This is a genomic window from Methylococcus sp. EFPC2 (genome assembly GCF_016925495.1).
In the GTDB taxonomy this organism is placed as follows: Bacteria; Pseudomonadota; Gammaproteobacteria; order Methylococcales; family Methylococcaceae; genus EFPC2.
Genome location: NZ_CP070491.1, coordinates 1,693,977 through 1,711,748 on the forward strand (window position 1 = coordinate 1,693,977; position 17,772 = coordinate 1,711,748).

Consider the following 17,772-nt stretch of genomic DNA (forward strand, 5'->3'; position numbering starts at 1 on the left):
CCCATCCATCAGGTTGCAACCTCTATGCGCATACTATTGTTCCTCCTTACCAATGCCGCCGTCCTGCTGCTGATCAGCGTCATTTTCCATTTTCTCGGCTTGGGCAACGTATTACGGCAAAACGGCGTCAACCTTGATCTAAACAGTCTGCTGCTGTATTCCGCCGTCATTGGCATGTCCGGCTCATTCATTTCGCTGGTCATGTCGAAATGGATGGCCAAGCACTCCATGGGCGTTTTCGTCATCGAACAGCCCAGCAACGCCACCGAGCAATGGCTGTTGGAAACCGTCCGCCGGCTGGCTCAAAACGCCGGCATCGGCATGCCCGAGGTGGGTATCTTCGACAGCCCGGATCCCAATGCATTCGCCACCGGCATGAGCAAGAACAGCGCGCTGGTGGCGGTCAGTACCGGCCTCCTGCATCACATGGACGCCGATGCCGTGGAAGCGGTGCTGGGTCATGAAATCAGCCACGTGGCCAACGGCGACATGGTGACGCTCGGCTTGTTGCAGGGCGTGGTCAATACCTTCGTGATCTTCTTCGCCAAGATCATCGGCTTCTTCGTCGATCGCGTGTTACTGCGCTCGGCGGACGACGAGCGCGGCGGCTACGGTCCGGGCTATTTCATCGCCGAAATGGTCGCGCAGATTCTGCTTTCCATACTCGCCACCATGATCGTGATGTGGTTCTCGCGTTACCGCGAATTCCGCGCCGATGCCGGAGGCGCCAAACTGGCCGGACGGGACAAGATGATCAATGCCTTGCGCGCCTTGCAGCGCGCGCACGACCCGCAGCCGCTGCCGGGTGAAATGGCGGCTTTCGGCATCAATGCCGGCGGCGTCAGCAAGTTGTTCATGAGCCACCCTCCCCTCGAGGAACGCATCGAAGCCCTGCGCAACGCCCGCTGATCCCTTTATGCGCTCACGCCCGCGCCGCTCGCGGTGCGGGCTTTTTTATGCCTCAACGGAAATCGGCGTGTCACCAGGTCCCGCAAGCCGCCGATGCTCGGATTGACTGCGCCACGAAGAGCGCTATTGAAAGGCCTTGCTATACTGCCCCGACAAGCATCATCCGTATCAGCCGGCCCGGGCCGTTCCACCCTCGGTGGAAAGTGCAGGCTCCGGAAGCCCATACGAAAAAAGCCAAACGGCAGTGCCCAACCCGCTCTCTACTCGACCTCATCCGAACCGGTAATCCCCATGGATCTCAAAAATGAAGCCCGGGCCCTGGAATATATCCAGTCGGCCATCGCGAACAACAAACTGGTATTGCCCACACTGCCGGAAGTCGCGCTCAGCGTCCGGCAGGCGGTGAACAGCGGCAAAGTGTCGGACGCTGAACTGGCACGCGTCATTTCCGGAGATCCCGGCTTGGCGACCCGCCTGCTGCAGGTCGCCAACAGCCCGCTTTACCGCGCCCGCCAGAAGATAGAAAGCCTGCAGATGGCGATCACCCGCATGGGGCATAACGTCATCCGCAACCTCATCACCAGCCTCGCCATGCAGCAGGTTTTCAACCCGCAATCGCCGCTGCTGGCCAGCTATTTCCACGCCACCTGGAAGCACAGCGTCAACATCGCGTCGGTCAGTCGGGCGCTGGCGCTGCACTGCCGCCATCTGGACAAGGAGCAGGCCATGCTGGCCGGATTGATCCATCAGATCGGCAAACTCCCCATCCTCACGCTGGCGGAAAAATTTCCCGAACTGGCCCAAGATCGGGCGGCGCTGGACCATCTGCTCAACGCGCTGCATCCAACGATAGGCAAGATCATCATGGAGAGCTGGGATCTGCCGGAAGGACTGCGCAAGGCGGCCTGGGAATATCTGGACTTTCACCGCGACCCGGCTCCAGAGGCCGATTACGTCGACGTGGTCCAGGTCGCCTACATCGAGAACGAGCTCGTGACCAATCCCAGCTTCGCGGATCTCGTGAATGTCGCCGCCGTGCCGGCCTTCCACAAACTGGGCCTGGATCCGGACATCGAGGTGCTGGAAATCGAAGGGGTCGCCGAAGAAGTGGCGGCCGCCGAGCAGATATTCATCTGACGGCAGGGGCTCGGCTATGTGTAAGGCGGCTTGAGCACCGCCTTACACATAGGGGGGCGAGGAATAGGCTTACTCCTTGGCCAGTACGACCGCTTTGGAGTCCGCTTGCCGGGTGGGCACTACGGTCGGCAGCTTAGGCGCCTTATTCGCGAAATAGGCGCGTATGCCGTTGAAGATCGAGCGGGCAATCAAGGTCTGGTGGTGCTGGGTACTCAGCCTGCGTTCTTCCTCCGGATTGGAGATGAAGGCCGTCTCCACCAGCAAAGACGGGATGTCCGGCGATTTCAGCACGACGAAACCCGCTTTCTGGACTTGGCTGTGATGGAGGGTGTGATTTTTCTCCAACTCGCGCAGGATTCTCTGCGCCGCGCGGTCGCTCGCCTCTATGGTCGCGTTCTGCGATAGATCCAAGAGCACCGAAGCCAGCACTTTGTCCTTGTCGCGCAACTTCACCCCGCCCACCAGATCGGACGAATTTTCCCTGTCGGCCAGCCAGCGAGCGGCCACGCTGGTCGCACCGTGGCGGGAAAGGGTGAATACCGACGAGCCGTGCGCATCGCCATTGATGTAAGCGTCGGCGTGCAGCGAGACGAACAGATCGGCATGCGCCTTGCGGGCGGTTTCCGCGCGCTGCCGCAAATCGATGAACGCATCGTCCTTGCGCACCATTAAGGCCCGCATGCCCGGTTCGGCCTGTATCATCCCCGCCAGCGTGCGGGCCACCGACATGACCACGTCTTTTTCCATGATGCCGCTGGGGCCTATCGCCCCGGTGTCTTTGCCACCGTGCCCGGCGTCGATGGCGACGACATATTCGCGGGGCGCCGGTGCGACTTTCAGCGTTTTTCCCGAGGCCGGCCGCTCGGCCTTGTCGGCCTTGACCTTCGCAGATCCCGCGGGGGTCAGTTCCAACACCCAGCGTGCGCCCCGTTTTTCCTTGAATTGGCTAATTCCGGCATGCGCCTTGAGGTCTACATCGACGCGAACGCCCTCCTTGATCTTGGTCCAGCCGATATGCCCGACCAGGGGATGTCCGTCCGGGAATGGCTTCAGCGTAAGCGCCACTTCGGTGTCGGGCAAAACGAGGGACACGCGTTTGTCTCCGCTCCGCTCCAGGCTGGCGGCCACCGGGGCGGAAAAGTCGAACAAGAGCCGGGTGTTCTTGTCGTTTGTTGCCAGATTCAAAAACCGCCACTGCGCCGTTGCCGCATGAACGAGGTGGGAAACGGCGAATAATCCGGTCGCGAGACAAAACGAGAGAACATACTTGTTCATATGCGGCTACGCTGGCTGGGCAGGGTAGCTAAAAATAGTCCCTGAACTGTTGCCCGGCAAGCGATTTATCGCGCTATTTGTCGATGCTTTGCAACAGGACGCGTCCCGCGGGGGTCGATGCGGTCATGCGCAACTCACGCCCTGGACCTTGCATCGCCAGGGTGAGATCGAGATCGGCCGGAGGCAGGACACCGGCGCCCCTCTCCGGCCACTCGATGAAACAGACCGAGCGCGGACCGAAATAGTCGCGTATTCCCATGAATTCCAGTTCTTCGGGATCGGTCAACCGGTAAAGGTCGAAATGGAATATGGTGTAATCGCCATCGTTCAGTCGATACTCTTCGACCAGGGTGTAGGTCGGGCTCTTCACCGCCCCCGCGTACCCCGCAGCCCGAAGCACGCCGCGCACGAACGCAGTCTTGCCCGCACCCAGCGGCCCGTGCAGAAAAACCACCAGGCCCGCCGACAAGAACGCCTGAAAACGCGCGGCGAGTGTCGCCGTGGCGGCCTCGTCGGGAAGGAAACGCTTCATAAATTGATCAGGCGGCGCAGATGGCGCATCAGATCGGATGCCAGCATGCCACGCTCGCCCCCTTCCTCGGCCGCCGCATCGCCCGCCGCGCCGTGCAAACGCACGCCGGTGGCGGCCGCCACCTCCTGGCTCAGACCTTGGGCCAAAAGTCCCGCGATGACACCGGTCAGCACATCGCCCATGCCGCCCGTCGCCATGCCGGGATTACCCGAGGTGCAGACCTCCGGCAGGCCCGAATGACCCAGCACCAAAGTACCCGCGCCTTTGAGCACGACGGTCCCGCCGTATCGTCGCCTGAGTTCGGCGACGGCGGCGTAGCGGTCCTTCTGCACCGCGGCGGTATCCGTCTGCAGCAATCGGGCGGCTTCGCCCGGATGAGGCGTCAGTATCCAATCATCGCGTTTCAACGGCGTTTCGGCGAGCAGGTTGAGCGCGTCGGCATCGGCCACCAGCGGAAGACCGCTGGCCAAAGCCGCGCCGAACATGGCCCTGCCCCACGGCGAACGGCCGAGACCGGGCCCCAGGGCCAACACACGGGCTCTTTGCATCAAAGCGGGCAGATCATCATTCGGCTGCGCGACGCCATGGCTCATCAATTCGGGGCGATGGAGGCTGAGCAAAGCCGCATGTTCCGGACGGGTCGCCAGGCTCACCAACCCCGCACCGACCCGCGCCGCCGCCTCCCCCGCCATACGGACCGCCCCCCCGTAGCCCAAATCGCCGCCAAGCACCAACACATGGCCGAAATGCCCCTTGTGGGCGTCACGAGCGCGACGAGGCAAGCCCTTGACCCATGAAGGCAACAACCTGGCCGAAGGCGTCTGCAAGCGCTGGGCGGCCGGCGGTATACCCAGATCGTCGAACACGATCTCGCCACAGTGCGCCGGGCCGCCTCCGGTAAACAAGCCTTGCTTGAGCGCGACGAAAGTCGCCGTGATATCGGCGTTTACGGCTATTCCCAGGGGATGACCGGTGTCGGCGTTCAGGCCCGAGGGAATGTCCAGCGCCAGCACTCCGCCGCTGAAGCGGTTGATGCCCTTGATCACTTCCGCGTAGAGACCTTCCACCGGACGATCCAGCCCCGTCCCCAGGAGCCCGTCGGCCAACACCTCCGCACCCTCGAAATCGGCCGGAACGAAATCCAGCACGGGGCCTTCGGCATCGCGATAGTCCTCGTACGCACGCAAGGCGTCGCCGCGCAACCGATCCACCGGAACCAGCGGGTAGACGCGGACATCCATCCCCTTCGCTCTCGCCAGTCGCGCCAGCACATAACCGTCGCCGCCGTTATTGCCGCCACCGCACACCACCGAGAGTGTGCGGGCGCTCGGCCAGCGCCGACTCAGGGCGGCCAGCGCCGTGCCACCGGCGCGTTGCATCAGCTCGTAACCGGTCAGCCCCAACTGGGTGATGGCATGGGCGTCCATGGCGCGCACTTGCTCTGCGCGGTAAAGGCTGGCCGGCAAGGAAGAGGATAAGGGTGCGGTCATGTCATAATGCGGAGGCGTTCGATGCCCCGTATTCTGACCCATTCCCCCGTCGCCGCAAAACCCGCATGAATTTCGACCCGAACAAACTAGCCGCCGATATCAAGCGCTGGGGGCAGGATCTGGGCTTCCAAAAACTGGGGATCGCCGACACCGCGCTGAGTGAAGCCGAAGCACATCTAAACGCTTGGCTGGAGGCCGGATTTCACGGCGAGATGGACTACATGGCCCGGCACGGCCGCAAGCGCAGCCGGCCGGACGAACTGGTGCCGGGGACCTTGCGGGTCATCAGCGCGCGCATGGACTATCTGCCGCAGACTCGCGCCGAGATGGAAAGCGTACTGGAAAGCCCCTCGTACGCCTACCTGTCGCGCTACGCCCTGGGTCGCGACTATCACAAGCTGATGCGAACCCGACTGCAGAAACTGGCCGAACGCATACAGGCGGAGATCGGCGCCTTCGGTTACCGGGTTTTCAGCGACAGCGCCCCGGTGCTGGAAAAAGCCCTCGCCGCCAAGGCCGGCTTGGGCTGGATCGGCAAGCATAGCAACCTCCTCAGCCGCGAGGCCGGTTCTTGGTTTTTCCTGGGCGAAATCTATACCGATCTGCCGCTACCCGTGGACGCGCCGGTCGGCGAGCACTGCGGCCAATGCACCGCCTGCCTGGATATCTGCCCCACCCGCGCCATCGTCGCGCCCTACCGGGTCGACGCACGCCGCTGCGTGTCCTACCTCACCATCGAACTGCACGGCCCCATTCCCGAGGAATTCCGCGCTGCGATCGGCAATCGCATCTATGGCTGCGACGACTGCCAATTGGTCTGCCCGTGGAACCGCTTCGCGCATCTCACGGCCGAATCAGACTTCGCCCCGCGCCACGGTCTGGACGGCGCCCAATTGATCGAACTTTTCGGCTGGGACGAAGCGACTTTTCTTCAACGCACCGAAGGCTCGGCCATACGCCGCATCGGCCACGAACGCTGGCTGCGCAATATTGCCGTCGCCCTGGGCAATGCGCCCACCTCCCAGGATATTCTCGCGGCCTTAAGCGCGCGCGCCAGCCACCCGGCGGAAATGGTACGCGAACATGTCAGTTGGGCCATCGAGCGGCAGAAAACACGGAGGGAAAGCAAGGCAGGAGTTCAATGCGCGTGCCCATGACGGGCATGGGTGATATCGCAATACAGCAAATCGGGCTCACAGCCTTCGCACTCCAGTTGCAGGGTGGTGTGAGCGATGTTGTAACGGTCGACCAGACAATCGTTGATGCGGTGCTGTATGGCCGCGCCATCGTGGAGGGTGATGTCATCGGTGACGATGTGCGCCGACAGCATGCGCAAGCTCTGCGAGATGCTCCAGACATGGAGATCGTGTACGCCCCGCACGCCTTCGAGCGCCATCAGGTCGCGCACCATCGCGCTCATGTCGATGTCGCGCGGTGTACTCTCGAGCAGGATATCCAGCGTTTCGCGCAGGATGATCCAGGCGTTCCACAGTATCAACAAGCCGATCAGCACGCTGGCAGCCGGGTCCAGCCAATGCAGGCCGGTCAGCCAGATACCGATGCCGGCGGCGACCGCGCCCAGCGTCGAAAACACGTCGCCGAGCAAATGCAAATAGGCACTGCGCAGATTGAGATCGTGACGATGGCCATGACTGACCAGCCAGGCCGTCAGGACATTCACCAGGAATGCCACCCCGCCCATGCCGACCAGCACATCGGCCATGACCGGTACGAGCTGCAAGAAACGGTGATAAGCCTCCTGGAAGATCCCGGCAGCGATCACCACCAGGGTACTGGAGTTGAACAGCGCGACCAGGATGCCGACCCGGTGATAGCCGTAGGTCTTGCCGGCATGAGCGGGCTGTTCTGCCGCTCTGAATGCATATCCGCTCAGCCCCAGGGCCAATACGTCGGTCAGATTGTGGGCGGCGTCGGTCAGCAAGGCCAGGCTGTGGCCCTGCAGGCCGGCGACCACTTCCGCAATCACCAGGGCCAGCGTCAATCCGGCCGATACTGTCAGCCTCAGCTTGGACGATGCGTGCCCAGTCCCATGATCGTGATGATGACCCACAACGCCTCCCTAGTTCACTTCCGATGTGCAATGGGGACAACGGCTGGCCTTGAGCGGAATGGCCGAAGCGCACCAGGGACAGTCTTTGGTATCAGGAGGCGCCGCCGGGGCCTCCTTCTTCAGCTTGTTAAGCGCGCGCACCAGTAGAAAAACGGCGAAGGCGACGATCACGAAACTGACCACCGAATTGATGAACAACCCATAGTTGAGCGTGACCGCCCCGGCTTTCTTGGCTTCGGCCAAAGCCGCGTAAGGCCCGGCGGTCGCCCCGTCCTTGAGCACCAGATAAAGATTGGCAAAGTCGACGTTGCCCAACACCAAGCCGATCGGCGGCATGATGACATCATCGACCAGGGACTTGACGATACTCCCGAATGACGCGCCGATGATGATGCCCACCGCCATGTCGACGACATTGCCGCGCATGGCGAATTCTTTGAAATCTTTCAGCATTTTAGTGACCTCCGTAAATTTTGACAGGAGTCGCAAACGTCGGTATGGAATCGACCCGCAATCATCGTATGATGCCCAGAGAAGACGGGCAAGGGCGTACCCTGTTCCCGCTTGCCGCCGCTGAAGCCGGGCGCGTTATCATCCCGGACGAGTTCTTCTCCCTAACCATATAGCCGAAGTTATCCATCACGAGTCAGCCATGATCAAACTCAAGCACTGTGCACTTCTGGGTGCCATCGTCCTTGCCCCTCACACACGGGCCGACAGCGCCCTCGAATACCTGCTGACGGAACCTCATGCCGACACGGCCAAGGCTCAGCCGGTTCTGGTCAAGGACGGGCAGGTGTTGATCAAGGGCGCTGGCGGCGACGCCAACCTCGATCTCCTTTATACCCGCGCTCAGGAGCGCGTAATTGTGATCGACCATCGCCATCGCACTCTGATGGCCTTGGACGAAAGACAGTTCGATCGCCTGGCCCAGCAGGCCGAGACCTTTCAGCCCTTGCTGCAGGGATTGGGGGAACAATTGGGCAAACTGACACCCGAGCAGCGCGGTAAATGGGAACAGATGCTGGGCGGCAAGGTCGATCTGGGCCAACTCGCCGGTGCCGCGCAACTACCCAAGGCCTTGAACGTGGTCAACACCGGCGTAGGTAAACAGGTAGCCGGCATCGCTTGCCAGCAGATCAATGTGGTGGAAAACAAGAAGACGCGTGCGGAATTCTGCCTGGCCGATCCCAACCGGCTATCCCTCTCCGGGGACGATTACGCCACGCTGAGATCCTTGCTGGGCCTGTCGGAAAGACTGGCGGCCAAGGGTCGTGGACTAGCGGGACGGTTCGGCATCAAGATTCCGGCCATCGCCTTGAACCAACTGGAAGGCGTGCCGATCGAGATGCAGGACTTGTCCAAGGACAAAATGGGCACACTGACCTTGAATCGGGTATCGAGCACCGCCGTGGATGAAGCGCTGATGCGTGTCCCCAACGGCTACCGCAACAAAGAGCTCGATTTTCTGAAATAGGGCTGGAGCCGCCTGTGCCACGGAAGGCAGCCGGGCCTGTATCGGTAGGGGAAATTCCGCGTTTTTCGTGGGTTCGAGCCCACCTTAGCTGCCAGCGGGACGAGACTTGTGCCCGTTCTTCGGCCGGAAGGTGTCAACGCTGAATGACTTCGGGACGGCCCATCAAAGTATCGGCTTCGGCTACGGTGACGCCCATGGAGCCGTGCTCTTCGGACGAATCTGACGAATTTGCCTGCAACCCGGCCGCACCCAGGTCGACGAGCCAGTTTCGGCCTTCCTCGAGGTCGATATTGTAGACACCTTCGGGCGTGACGATCTGCCCTAAACTGCCCTCGTTTCCGCTGGTGATGATGACGCGGTAGCCTTTGCCGGCGCCTTCCAGATAGCCGACCCAGGTGACATCTCCGTTCTCGTGCTCGAACCGGTTGTCATGCACCAAGGTGTAAGCGCCCACCGGCAGGTTGAGAGCGATCTTTTCACCCAATTTCATCTGCTGCAGCCGGTCCACCGGCAGGCTGACTTCCGAGACCGAACCGGCGGCGGCCTCGCGGTACTTTTTCGGGATGGACGCCGGCACACCTTGATAAACAAGCAAGTCGTCATAAGAGCTGAACTTCGCCGCCGGCGCCAAGTCTTCTTCGGCGCTGCCGTTCCTGCCGCTCACGATGACTCGGCTCACGCTTCCGTCGGCGTTCAATACCATCCCGTAGTTGTAGCCGCTCAGCAGTTTGTCCAGCCTGCCCTCCCAGGATACTTTGGTGATGTTGTTCACGATGGGGTCATGGGCGAGGGAGGGCGCGAGGTCGAACTCCACGTTGCGGACGGTCAGAACTTCGGCTCTGGCCAAAGAGATGCTCATCGTTGCGATGACTATGGCAAAAAATACGCGCGCGTTCATGGTGCCTCCCTCAATCCTTTCTATTTCGTGGGGAAGCCTAATCAGCGCGCACTAATGAAACTGTGAACCCTCCCGCATTTCGGATGACCCGATAATCAACAAAGCACTTTTGCCGCACGTCACTCATTTTGTTAGCTTAAGCACGCCGGAAATTCAGACCGGCCGGAGACCCGAATCATGATCAAAACTGTGTTATTGATGTTGACCGCCTTGCTGACCGCCACACCTGCAGGCGCAGAACCGCCACCCGCGTCGCCGAACGGCATCATCCAGCCCGAGGGTTACCAGAACTGGCGACTTATCAGCGTCTCGCAACGCACCGAAAGCCAGACCCTGCGAGCGATACTGGGCAATTCGGTAGCCGTGGAAGCCGCGCGTGCAGGCAAGACCAATCCCTGGCCCAACGGGACCATCCTCGCGAAAGTCAATTTGAAGCAGAAAAACAGCGAAACTTTCCCTACAGCAATCGTGCCAAGCGAACTGATCCACGTGGACTTCATGATCAAGGACGATAGCCGATATGCCTCGACCAACGGTTGGGGCTGGGCGCGGTGGATGGGACAGGAGCGCAAGCCTTACGGCCAGGACGCGAACTTTTCCCAGGAATGCATCGCTTGCCATTCGGCGGTGAAGGGACAGGACATGGTCTTCACCAAGCCGGTCATACTGCCTTGATTTGAGCGGCCGAGCTCGGCCGCGGAATCTCAGGATTCCGCCGGCAAGGCCTTTTGCTGATTGAGCGTGCGGACGAAGGCGTCGGCGCGCTCGATGGAGCGTTCCATCGCAGTGATGAGCCCCGACACGCCCAGGGTCAGCGTCACCAATTCGCTTTCCAGCGACGCGATGGCCTGGGCGTTGAGGTTGTGCTTGAGGAACAGGACATGATCCTGAAACACGGCCAGTACGGGATCGATCTTGCCTTCGGCCCTACGCATCGCAGTCAATAACTGACCGTAAAGCTGCTGGGTCTGTTTCAGCTTGGTCCGGCTGGCGCTGCGCAGACTACGATTGCTATATTGCTCCAACTCATCCTCCCATTCCGCGAACAAGGCCTCGGCCACGTCCTGCACGGCGTCGATGCGATCCCGCACCGCCATGGCCTTCGCCTTGCTGTAGTCGAACTCCACCTTGAGCTGACGATAGACGTCTTCGAGCTGGCCGCCGTCGAACTCGGTGAGCCCGCTGAATTTTTCCAGCGCATTCTGGAACTGCGCCTTCGCATCCTCCAGGCTGTCGCGCGCGCCCGACACCCGGCCCACCAAGATGTCCCGCTTGTGCTGCCCGACCGATTCGACGGCGCGGAAATAGACCCGCTGGAAACGGGCTGCAAGCGCCCGCGCCAAAGGGCTGAAAATTCGGGCCAGCAGGGATTTTTGATCGATTTCGCGATGTCGAGCCATGATTTACGTCTGATCGGTAAGGGTTCAGCCACATTTTAACGCCGACGCCGACGCAAAAAACATGCGAGGACGACACCGGCGAGTTTAAGACCGTGCGCCCTTCTCCAATACCGGTTTAAGGAACCGCCCGGTGTGCGATTCGGGATGGGCGGCGACCTGCTCCGGCGTCCCTTCGGCCAGCACGCGTCCGCCGCCCTCCCCGCCTTCCGGCCCCAGGTCTATGAGCCAGTCGGCCGTCTTGATGACATCCAGGTTGTGCTCGATGACGATAACCGTATTGCCGTGTTCGACCAGCTGGTGCAGCACTTCGAGCAATTGCTGGATGTCGTGGAAATGCAGGCCGGTGGTGGGCTCGTCCAGGATGTAGAGGGTGTTGCCGGTGTCGCGCTTGGACAGTTCCTTGGCCAGTTTCACGCGTTGCGCCTCGCCACCGGACAGAGTCACGGCGTTCTGGCCCAGGGTGATGTAGCTCAAGCCCACATCCATCAAAGTCTGCAATTTGCGATGTACCGACGGGATGGCCGCGAAGAAGCCGCAGGCCTCTTCCACCGTCATCTCCAGCACTTCGTGTATGGTCTTGCCGCGGTAGCGGATTTCCAGCGTCTCCCGGTTGTAGCGCTGGCCCTTGCATTGATCGCAGTGCACGAAGATGTCCGGGAGAAAGTGCATTTCGACCTTGATGACGCCGTCGCCGGCGCAAGCTTCGCAGCGTCCGCCCTTGACGTTGAAGCTGAAGCGTCCCGGCGTGTAACCGCGCGAGCGCGCTTCCGGAGTCGCGGCGAACAACTCGCGCAGCGGCGTGAACAGGCCGGTATAAGTCGCCGGGTTGGACCGCGGCGTGCGGCCTATGGGGCTCTGGTCGATGTCCACCACCTTGTCGAAACGGTCCAGCCCATCCACGCCCTCACAAGGCGCCGGCTGCAGGCTGGAGGCATTCAGGGTCCGGGCGGCGTAAGGGTAGAGGGTGTCGTTGATCAAGGTCGATTTGCCCGAACCGGACACACCGGTGATGCAGGTGAACAGGCCGATGGGAAAGCTCACGTCCACGCCTTTCAGATTGTTCCCGGTGGCCTTGCGGATGACGAGCTGACGTTCCGCATCGCGTGGCCGGCGTTTGGAAGGAATCTCGATCGCCAGGCGGCCGGAAAGGTACTGACCGGTGAGCGAGTGCTCGTTCGCCAGGATGTCGGCCGGCGCCCCCTGGGCGACCACCGAACCGCCGTGTACGCCGGCCCCAGGACCGATGTCGACCACATGGTCGGCGCTCAGTATGGCATCCTCGTCGTGCTCGACCACGATGACCGTATTGCCCAGATCGCGCAGCCGCACCAGGGTCTTCAGCAAACGCTCGTTGTCGCGCTGATGCAGGCCTATGGAGGGCTCGTCCAGTACGTACATCACCCCGACCAGGCCGGCGCCGACCTGGCTGGCCAGGCGTATGCGCTGGGCTTCGCCGCCGGACAAGGTCTCGGCGCTGCGATCCAAAGTCAGGTAATCCAGGCCTACGTTGACCAGGAACTGCATGCGTTCCCGTATCTCCTTGACGATCTTGGCCGCCACTTCGCCGCGCCGGCCGCTCAGCTCCAGTTGCTCGAAGAACTCCAGGGTACGGCGGATCGGCAAGCCGGTCAGGGTCGGCAAGGCGGTATCGGCCAGAAACACATGGCGTGCACCGGTGTTGAGGCGCGTGCCTTCGCAGGTCGGACAAGGCTTGCTGGCCAGGTATTTGGCCAGTTCCTCGCGCACCAGACTGGAATCGGTCTCGCGGTAGCGCCGTTCCATGTTGCGGATCACCCCTTCGAAAACGTGGCGTCGCTCATGGGTTTGTCCGCGCATGTCCTGATGTTTGAAGGAAATGAGCTCGCGTCCGCTGCCGTGCAAGACCACTTGGTGTATGGACTCGGGCAGTTGTTCGTAGGGCTGCTCAGGGTCGAAACCGTAATGCTCGGCCAGGGAGCAGACGATCTGGTAGTAATAGGCGTTGCGCCGGTCCCAGCCGCGCACCGCGCCGCCCGCCAGACTGAGTTTGGGATTCTGCACGATCAACCGGGGATCGAAGAACTGCTGTACACCCAGGCCGTCGCAACTCGGGCAGGCGCCCTTGGGATTATTGAAGGAGAAGATGCGCGGCTCCAGCTCGCTCAAGGAATAGCCGCAATGCGGGCAGGCGTATTTGTCCGAGTAGATCAGCTCCTGTTGACTATCGTCCATCGCCACCACCAGCGCGATGCCGTCGGCCAGCTTCAGTGCGGTTTCGAAGGATTCCGCCAGGCGCAGGGCCAGGTCGGGCCGCACCTTGAAACGGTCGACGATGACCTCGATGGTGTGCTTCTTGCGCAGGTCGAGGGCCGGCGGTTCGTCCAGTTCATAGACCTGGCCGTCGATGCGCGCGCGTATGAAGCCCTGTCCGCGAAGCTGCTCCAGCATGTCCTTGTGCTCGCCCTTGCGCTCGTTCACCACCGGAGCCAGCAGCATCCAGCGGCTGTCCTCCGGCTGGCCCAGCACCTGGTCGACCATCTGGCTGACGGTCTGCGCTTCCAGGGAATCCCCGTGAGTCGGACAGCGCGGCGTGCCCGCACGGGCGTAAAGCAGGCGCAGGTAGTCGTAGATCTCGGTGATGGTGCCGACCGTGGAACGCGGGTTGTGCGAGGTCGACTTCTGCTCGATGGAAATGGCCGGCGACAGGCCTTCGATGTGGTCCACATCGGGCTTTTCCATGACCGACAGGAACTGCCGGGCGTAGGCCGAAAGCGACTCCACGTAACGCCGCTGGCCTTCCGCATAGATCGTGTCGAAGGCCAGCGAAGACTTGCCCGAACCCGACAGACCCGTGATGACGATGAGCTTGTCGCGTGGCAGGTCGAGGTCGATGTTCTTCAGGTTATGGGTGCGCGCCCCGCGAATCAGGATGGTGTCCATGGATGGAAGTCAAAGTGGTGAAACCGATTTGCGCCATTGTACCGGACAGCGCCGCTTTGACCGGCCACCGCAAAACAATTCGATTTTTTCCCGCGGCCACGGGCAGCCGGCGTGGAGCGGAAACAAGGCTCGCCACCGAACGCTTGACCGCGGAACTGGCCAAGCCATGAACATCATGCCGGCAAGCCCCCCCTGCGCCGACTACCCGCAACCCGTCCGATCAATGAGCGTCCAAACAGCCAGATGGCGGCCGGCAGCAGAACCGGGGCCGTACTGACCACGCGCATTTTAGGCATGGCGAGAGTTACGCGTTTCATCGCGCAAATCGTTGTGAATTTCGGAGTCGAAAGCCCGATCGACCAATCCGGAGGGTTTTCGGGATTGGACGTCCCAACGGAATAACGGGAGTTTGTTGATGGAACCGAGCGGCGAGTAGGCCACTACGCGTTACCGAAGAAAAGGACATCCTTGTCCGGAAACGACCCTGTTTCCGCTTCCTGTGAAGTAATCAGCCGGCCCCCGCAATCGACGATGCTGGACACAGATGCGGCAAACTCGGCTGACGCGTGATTAGCGCAGTTCCACCGTGCCGAAGTCCGGATTGACCACCGGTATGGAGCAGGCGTTGGGGGTGCCGGAGGCGGCGTGGGTGTACGGGGTCACCGGATTGGTCGGATCCCAGGTTTCCGAAGGGGCGTAGCCGTTGGCGCTGAGGGCTATGTAACCGGCTTGGCCGAAATAATGGTTGCTGTTGGCGTTGTTGCGGGCGGACACCGTGGCCGGGGTCTTGCTGACGTTGACCAGGGCGTTCAGCAACTGGAGCTTGTAGCCGCCGGTCGAGCCGCTGCCCGGATTCTTCCAGGAGATGGCGTACTCGGACACCAGGGGGTAGTGTCCCAGATAGGATTGCTCCACGGTGGGCAGGGCGCCGTCGATCTTGATGAAGCGGTAATTGGCGCCGCGCGTGGCATTGCGCTCGGTAGTCTGGATGCCGATCGCCCACTGGTTGCCGTGCGGAACGCCGGTCGCCGGCGGATCAGGATAGCCACCCGCCGTAGCGGCGTTGCTGGTGCCGAACCATTTGTTGCTGCCGTCGTTGTAGTCGGACAGACAGTTATCCACGGCACCCAGGCTGGTGGCATAGCCAACGTCGTTCAAACCGCCCGGAACCGCGATGCTCGGCGCGGCGCTGCCCAGACAAGGATACTGGAGGATATTGGCCAGCACCGCCACCTGCTGCCCGGCACCGTTCTCGCGGCGGCAAATGTGCACCGTGGTATCCAGCGGATTGGACAGCGCCGATGGGTGGGAAGCAGCGCCGTAGGCAACCAGTTCGGCCAGATTGGGCGTGGTGGTCGTGCCGCCGCCGCCCGGTATGCCGCCCGGCAGGGAGGCTGATACATCGACGTGGATGGACGTCCAGTCCACGACCTGCCCGGCGAACAGACTGGTCAGCTGTTGCTTGCTCAGGCTGGGTACGCAGTCGGCGCGTACATCGTCGCCCGGCACGCAGTCGGCCGGGATCAGCCCGTTGAGCGATTCGGCGTACTGCAAGGCATTGCGCAGCTTCAAGGTCACCGGGATGCCGATGATGTGGCCAGCCAGGGCGCGGACGGTCAGACCCGAGGTGTTGATATCGTTAAGCCCCGGCGTGACATTATCGGATCCATGAAACACGTCCGGCGTGGCATCGGAGGTGGCCGCCGTGGCGGTGATGCCGCCGGTGACCGTGGTGCAGGCGTATTGATAGGGATAGTGTACTCCGGCGGACACGAAGTCCCCCGCAAAGGCGGTGCAGACCGCCGTGGCCGGATCCTTCAAATAGGTCAGCTGGGTGCCGTTGGTCACGGCGTCCAGCCCGACGAAGGAAGCGCCCAGGCGCCGGCGCGAGATCCACAGCTTCTTGGTGCCGGCCGGCAGGCCGGAGACCTTGGTGCTATTGGTCTCGCAATAAATCGCCGAGTAATTGTTGTTGTTGGCTGCAGAGGGCGTCGACGTCGTGTGGAAGTAGTAGTCGATGCTGCCCGTGCACAGGTTGGCATAGTTGGGATCGTTGGCCTGCGAACCCGGTATGTAAAGCGTCAAATCCGGGGTGGAAGGGGGCAATGCCCAGGCGCCGCCGGCGGCCGAGGCGAGTATGGCGACCGCCAAGAAATTGCGGGTATGCGTAACTGACATGTCTTAAATCTCCGTGAGATCGGTGCGCGTCACTCGGTTTCAGGCGGGTTTTCTCTGGCGGCGGCCTATGATGCCCAGCGAGCCCAGTGCGGACAGCATCAGCCACACCGCGGCGGGAACGGGTACCGGTGCCGTCGCGTCCCAGGTCAAGGTGCCCGCCACCGGGTTCAGGTTGAACTGAAAGTTCCGGCTCAGGCCGAGATCGTAGGCGACCGTTTTAAGGCGGTTGGTCGGGTTCAAGCCGATGAAATACAGGCTCAGGCTGTCGCTGCCCGCTATACCGAACTCTTCCCAGGGGAGGTTGGTATCGCCGGGCGAGCCGTTCAAATTGTCGTAATACCACGGCGCACCGGTATCGGTGGTGATCTCGCTCAGATTGGCGGCGTAGTCGCCGCCGGTCGCCGGACTGTAAACCCCGCCGTTATAGGCGACCGCAGCCTGATTGAGGTAAGTGGCATTTGAGCCTATTTTCGAGGCCCAGGTCGGAATCACCGTGGACGACCGGTTGTCCGCCCCGACCAGATCGACGCCGGCCAGCCCCGACCCGGCCACCCCGTATTTCCAGTTCTGTGGTGCGTCGCTGGTCGAGCCTATGCCTCCATAGGTATTGGCCGCTTCGATGGCGTAATAAAGGGTATTGCCCGGATTGGTGGCGGCGAAGGTCTGGAAGCTAGCGCCCAAATTCCAGGACTTGCTCTCCAGCGGATTTCCGGCCTTGACGGTTGCCAGCACACTTTCGAGGGTGTATCCGAGGTCCTGGCTGAACGACTGCTGTCCATCCTGATCCCAAACCATCAGAAACAATTCGCCGGGTGCCACCGCCGGCGTACTTCCGGCCGGCAATCCGTTGGAAATGGCCGCGTGCGCACCGCCGGCCGACAAAGCCAGCAGTACGCCGGCCGCCAGAGTCTTCAATTTCGCTGCTTTCATACGATCCTCGCTTAAGTTGTGTGGCCCTTGAAGCCACGGTGCAAAAAAACCGGCCGTCCTTCGCTCTATCGCCGCCTAGGCCGGACTAACCAGCTCGCGGCTCAACCAGCCCCGCAAAGCGGTGCGACCACCTTCGATATGCTCCATGGGATACAACGGTATTCGACAGAACTGCGATATGTCAACGCGTATACGAAATTAGCCTGTACACCCATCGTAAACAAAAGCCCAGAGCACCGCCGATCCTCCTGACGCCAGGAATAAACAACCAAAACTTGTAACTTAATTTCAGTAACTTACACACATCGTGCGGATTTTCCTGGTGTAATACGGCCCGAGGATGGCGCTTTTTATCCCGTATTGGCCAGCTAGCGCCTGGCTTACGATATATCGCATTGGATATTCATGATATATCCTGAGCTCGCCTATTTCCGGCCTCTAAGACGCCCACCAGGCGGTGAGGCCGGGTTGCAACCCAGCGATCGGAACAACGGTCACGGGCCGGTCGCCCGAGCGGCATGCGACAAGTCCTATACCTCAGGAATTCCTCCGGAAC

Annotated in this window: 16 protein-coding genes; 6 read left to right on the forward strand and 10 right to left on the reverse strand. The window is 61.5% G+C overall.

All coding sequences use genetic code 11. The features are described from left to right. Window positions 1-24 precede the first annotated feature (24 nt). Entirely contained in the window at window positions 25-909 is an 885-nt protein-coding gene (gene htpX, locus JWZ97_RS07065; protein ID WP_205434077.1) for a protease HtpX, read from the forward strand. 291 nt (window positions 910-1,200) lie between these two features. Further along, window positions 1,201-2,046 (forward strand): HDOD domain-containing protein, encoded by an 846-nt coding sequence (locus JWZ97_RS07070; RefSeq protein ID WP_205434078.1) that lies wholly within the window; start codon window positions 1,201-1,203, stop codon window positions 2,044-2,046. Between the two features lie 69 nt (window positions 2,047-2,115). Here the strand turns inward: JWZ97_RS07070 and JWZ97_RS07075 are convergent, their stop codons facing one another. The 3 genes from JWZ97_RS07075 to JWZ97_RS07085 all read right to left on the reverse strand — a co-directional run bounded on the left by JWZ97_RS07075 (window position 2,116) and on the right by JWZ97_RS07085 (window position 5,343). Next, the gene (locus tag JWZ97_RS07075) at window positions 2,116-3,231 is read right to left on the reverse strand and encodes an N-acetylmuramoyl-L-alanine amidase (RefSeq protein WP_240342521.1); all 1,116 of its coding nucleotides are present in this window, start codon (window positions 3,229-3,231) and stop codon (window positions 2,116-2,118) included. Window positions 3,232-3,394: 163 nt separating this feature from the next. After that, window positions 3,395-3,853, reverse strand: coding sequence for a tRNA (adenosine(37)-N6)-threonylcarbamoyltransferase complex ATPase subunit type 1 TsaE (gene tsaE, locus JWZ97_RS07080; RefSeq protein WP_205434080.1), 459 nt, complete (start codon window positions 3,851-3,853; stop codon window positions 3,395-3,397). Further along, window positions 3,850-5,343: an NAD(P)H-hydrate dehydratase gene (locus JWZ97_RS07085; RefSeq protein WP_205434081.1), complete on the reverse strand. Its 1,494-nt coding sequence runs from the start codon at window positions 5,341-5,343 to the stop codon at window positions 3,850-3,852. Before JWZ97_RS07085 ends, tsaE begins: the two co-directional genes overlap by 4 nt. Window positions 5,344-5,408: 65 nt before the next feature. Here JWZ97_RS07085 and queG point away from each other — a divergent pair, with 65 nt between their 5' ends. After that, a complete protein-coding gene (queG, locus tag JWZ97_RS07090; protein WP_205434082.1) occupies window positions 5,409-6,500 on the forward strand; it encodes a tRNA epoxyqueuosine(34) reductase QueG in 1,092 nt (363 codons plus the stop codon). Here queG and JWZ97_RS07095 read toward each other — a convergent pair. Together JWZ97_RS07095 and mscL are read right to left on the reverse strand one after the other, a co-directional pair. After that, window positions 6,482-7,414, reverse strand: coding sequence for a cation diffusion facilitator family transporter (locus JWZ97_RS07095; RefSeq protein WP_205434083.1), 933 nt, complete (start codon window positions 7,412-7,414; stop codon window positions 6,482-6,484). The two genes, queG and JWZ97_RS07095, sit on opposite strands and share 19 nt — an antisense overlap. Before the next feature lie 9 nt (window positions 7,415-7,423). Beyond that, window positions 7,424-7,867, reverse strand: a complete 444-nt coding sequence (mscL, locus tag JWZ97_RS07100; RefSeq protein ID WP_205434084.1) for a large-conductance mechanosensitive channel protein MscL — start codon at window positions 7,865-7,867, stop codon at window positions 7,424-7,426. Window positions 7,868-8,066: 199 nt separating this feature from the next. Between mscL and JWZ97_RS07105 the strand changes: the two genes are divergently transcribed. Next, window positions 8,067-8,891 carry a hypothetical protein gene (locus JWZ97_RS07105; protein WP_205434085.1) on the forward strand — a complete coding sequence of 275 codons (825 nt, stop codon included), beginning with the start codon at window positions 8,067-8,069 and terminating at the stop codon, window positions 8,889-8,891. Window positions 8,892-9,024: 133 nt separating this feature from the next. On the opposite strand, the gene JWZ97_RS07110 is transcribed toward JWZ97_RS07105, so the two are convergent. Continuing rightward, entirely contained in the window at window positions 9,025-9,789 is a 765-nt protein-coding gene (locus JWZ97_RS07110; protein WP_205434086.1) for a hypothetical protein, read from the reverse strand. A 177-nt stretch (window positions 9,790-9,966) separates the two neighbouring features. Between JWZ97_RS07110 and JWZ97_RS07115 the strand changes: the two genes are divergently transcribed. Continuing rightward, window positions 9,967-10,464 carry a cytochrome P460 family protein gene (locus tag JWZ97_RS07115; protein WP_240342522.1) on the forward strand — a complete coding sequence of 166 codons (498 nt, stop codon included), beginning with the start codon at window positions 9,967-9,969 and terminating at the stop codon, window positions 10,462-10,464. Between the two features lie 29 nt (window positions 10,465-10,493). Here the strand turns inward: JWZ97_RS07115 and JWZ97_RS07120 are convergent, their stop codons facing one another. Together JWZ97_RS07120 and uvrA are read right to left on the reverse strand one after the other, a co-directional pair. Beyond that, a complete protein-coding gene (locus tag JWZ97_RS07120; protein WP_205434087.1) occupies window positions 10,494-11,189 on the reverse strand; it encodes a DUF2959 domain-containing protein in 696 nt (231 codons plus the stop codon). 84 nt (window positions 11,190-11,273) lie between these two features. After that, window positions 11,274-14,108, reverse strand: a complete 2,835-nt coding sequence (gene uvrA / locus JWZ97_RS07125; protein WP_205434088.1) for an excinuclease ABC subunit UvrA — start codon at window positions 14,106-14,108, stop codon at window positions 11,274-11,276. Window positions 14,109-14,110: 2 nt separating this feature from the next. Between uvrA and JWZ97_RS07130 the strand changes: the two genes are divergently transcribed. Beyond that, complete coding sequence (locus JWZ97_RS07130; RefSeq protein WP_205434089.1) at window positions 14,111-14,278, forward strand: hypothetical protein; 168 nt, start codon at window positions 14,111-14,113, stop codon at window positions 14,276-14,278. Between the two features lie 400 nt (window positions 14,279-14,678). Here the strand turns inward: JWZ97_RS07130 and JWZ97_RS07135 are convergent, their stop codons facing one another. After that, complete coding sequence (locus JWZ97_RS07135; RefSeq protein ID WP_205434090.1) at window positions 14,679-16,286, reverse strand: hypothetical protein; 1,608 nt, start codon at window positions 16,284-16,286, stop codon at window positions 14,679-14,681. A 39-nt stretch (window positions 16,287-16,325) separates the two neighbouring features. Continuing rightward, the gene (locus tag JWZ97_RS07140; protein WP_205434091.1) at window positions 16,326-17,216 is read right to left on the reverse strand and encodes a VPLPA-CTERM sorting domain-containing protein; all 891 of its coding nucleotides are present in this window, start codon (window positions 17,214-17,216) and stop codon (window positions 16,326-16,328) included. Between the last annotated feature and the right edge of the window lie 556 nt (window positions 17,217-17,772).

Bases quoted from the DNA above. Each gene is read 5' to 3' on its own strand.
- htpX (WP_205434077.1), top strand. From the start codon at position 25: ATGCGCATACTATTGTTCCTCCTTACCAATGCCGCCGTCCTGCTGCTG.
- JWZ97_RS07070 (WP_205434078.1), top strand. From the start codon at position 1,201: ATGGATCTCAAAAATGAAGCCCGGGCCCTGGAATATATCCAGTCGGCC.
- tsaE (WP_205434080.1), bottom strand. From the start codon at position 3,853: ATGAAGCGTTTCCTTCCCGACGAGGCCGCCACGGCGACACTCGCCGCG.
- JWZ97_RS07085 (WP_205434081.1), bottom strand. From the start codon at position 5,343: ATGACCGCACCCTTATCCTCTTCCTTGCCGGCCAGCCTTTACCGCGCA.
- queG (WP_205434082.1), top strand. From the start codon at position 5,409: ATGAATTTCGACCCGAACAAACTAGCCGCCGATATCAAGCGCTGGGGG.
- mscL (WP_205434084.1), bottom strand. From the start codon at position 7,867: ATGCTGAAAGATTTCAAAGAATTCGCCATGCGCGGCAATGTCGTCGAC.
- JWZ97_RS07105 (WP_205434085.1), top strand. From the start codon at position 8,067: ATGATCAAACTCAAGCACTGTGCACTTCTGGGTGCCATCGTCCTTGCC.
- JWZ97_RS07110 (WP_205434086.1), bottom strand. From the start codon at position 9,789: ATGAACGCGCGCGTATTTTTTGCCATAGTCATCGCAACGATGAGCATC.
- JWZ97_RS07115 (WP_240342522.1), top strand. From the start codon at position 9,967: ATGATCAAAACTGTGTTATTGATGTTGACCGCCTTGCTGACCGCCACA.
- JWZ97_RS07120 (WP_205434087.1), bottom strand. From the start codon at position 11,189: ATGGCTCGACATCGCGAAATCGATCAAAAATCCCTGCTGGCCCGAATT.
- uvrA (WP_205434088.1), bottom strand. From the start codon at position 14,108: ATGGACACCATCCTGATTCGCGGGGCGCGCACCCATAACCTGAAGAAC.
- JWZ97_RS07130 (WP_205434089.1), top strand. From the start codon at position 14,111: ATGGAAGTCAAAGTGGTGAAACCGATTTGCGCCATTGTACCGGACAGC.
- JWZ97_RS07135 (WP_205434090.1), bottom strand. From the start codon at position 16,286: ATGTCAGTTACGCATACCCGCAATTTCTTGGCGGTCGCCATACTCGCC.
- JWZ97_RS07140 (WP_205434091.1), bottom strand. From the start codon at position 17,216: ATGAAAGCAGCGAAATTGAAGACTCTGGCGGCCGGCGTACTGCTGGCT.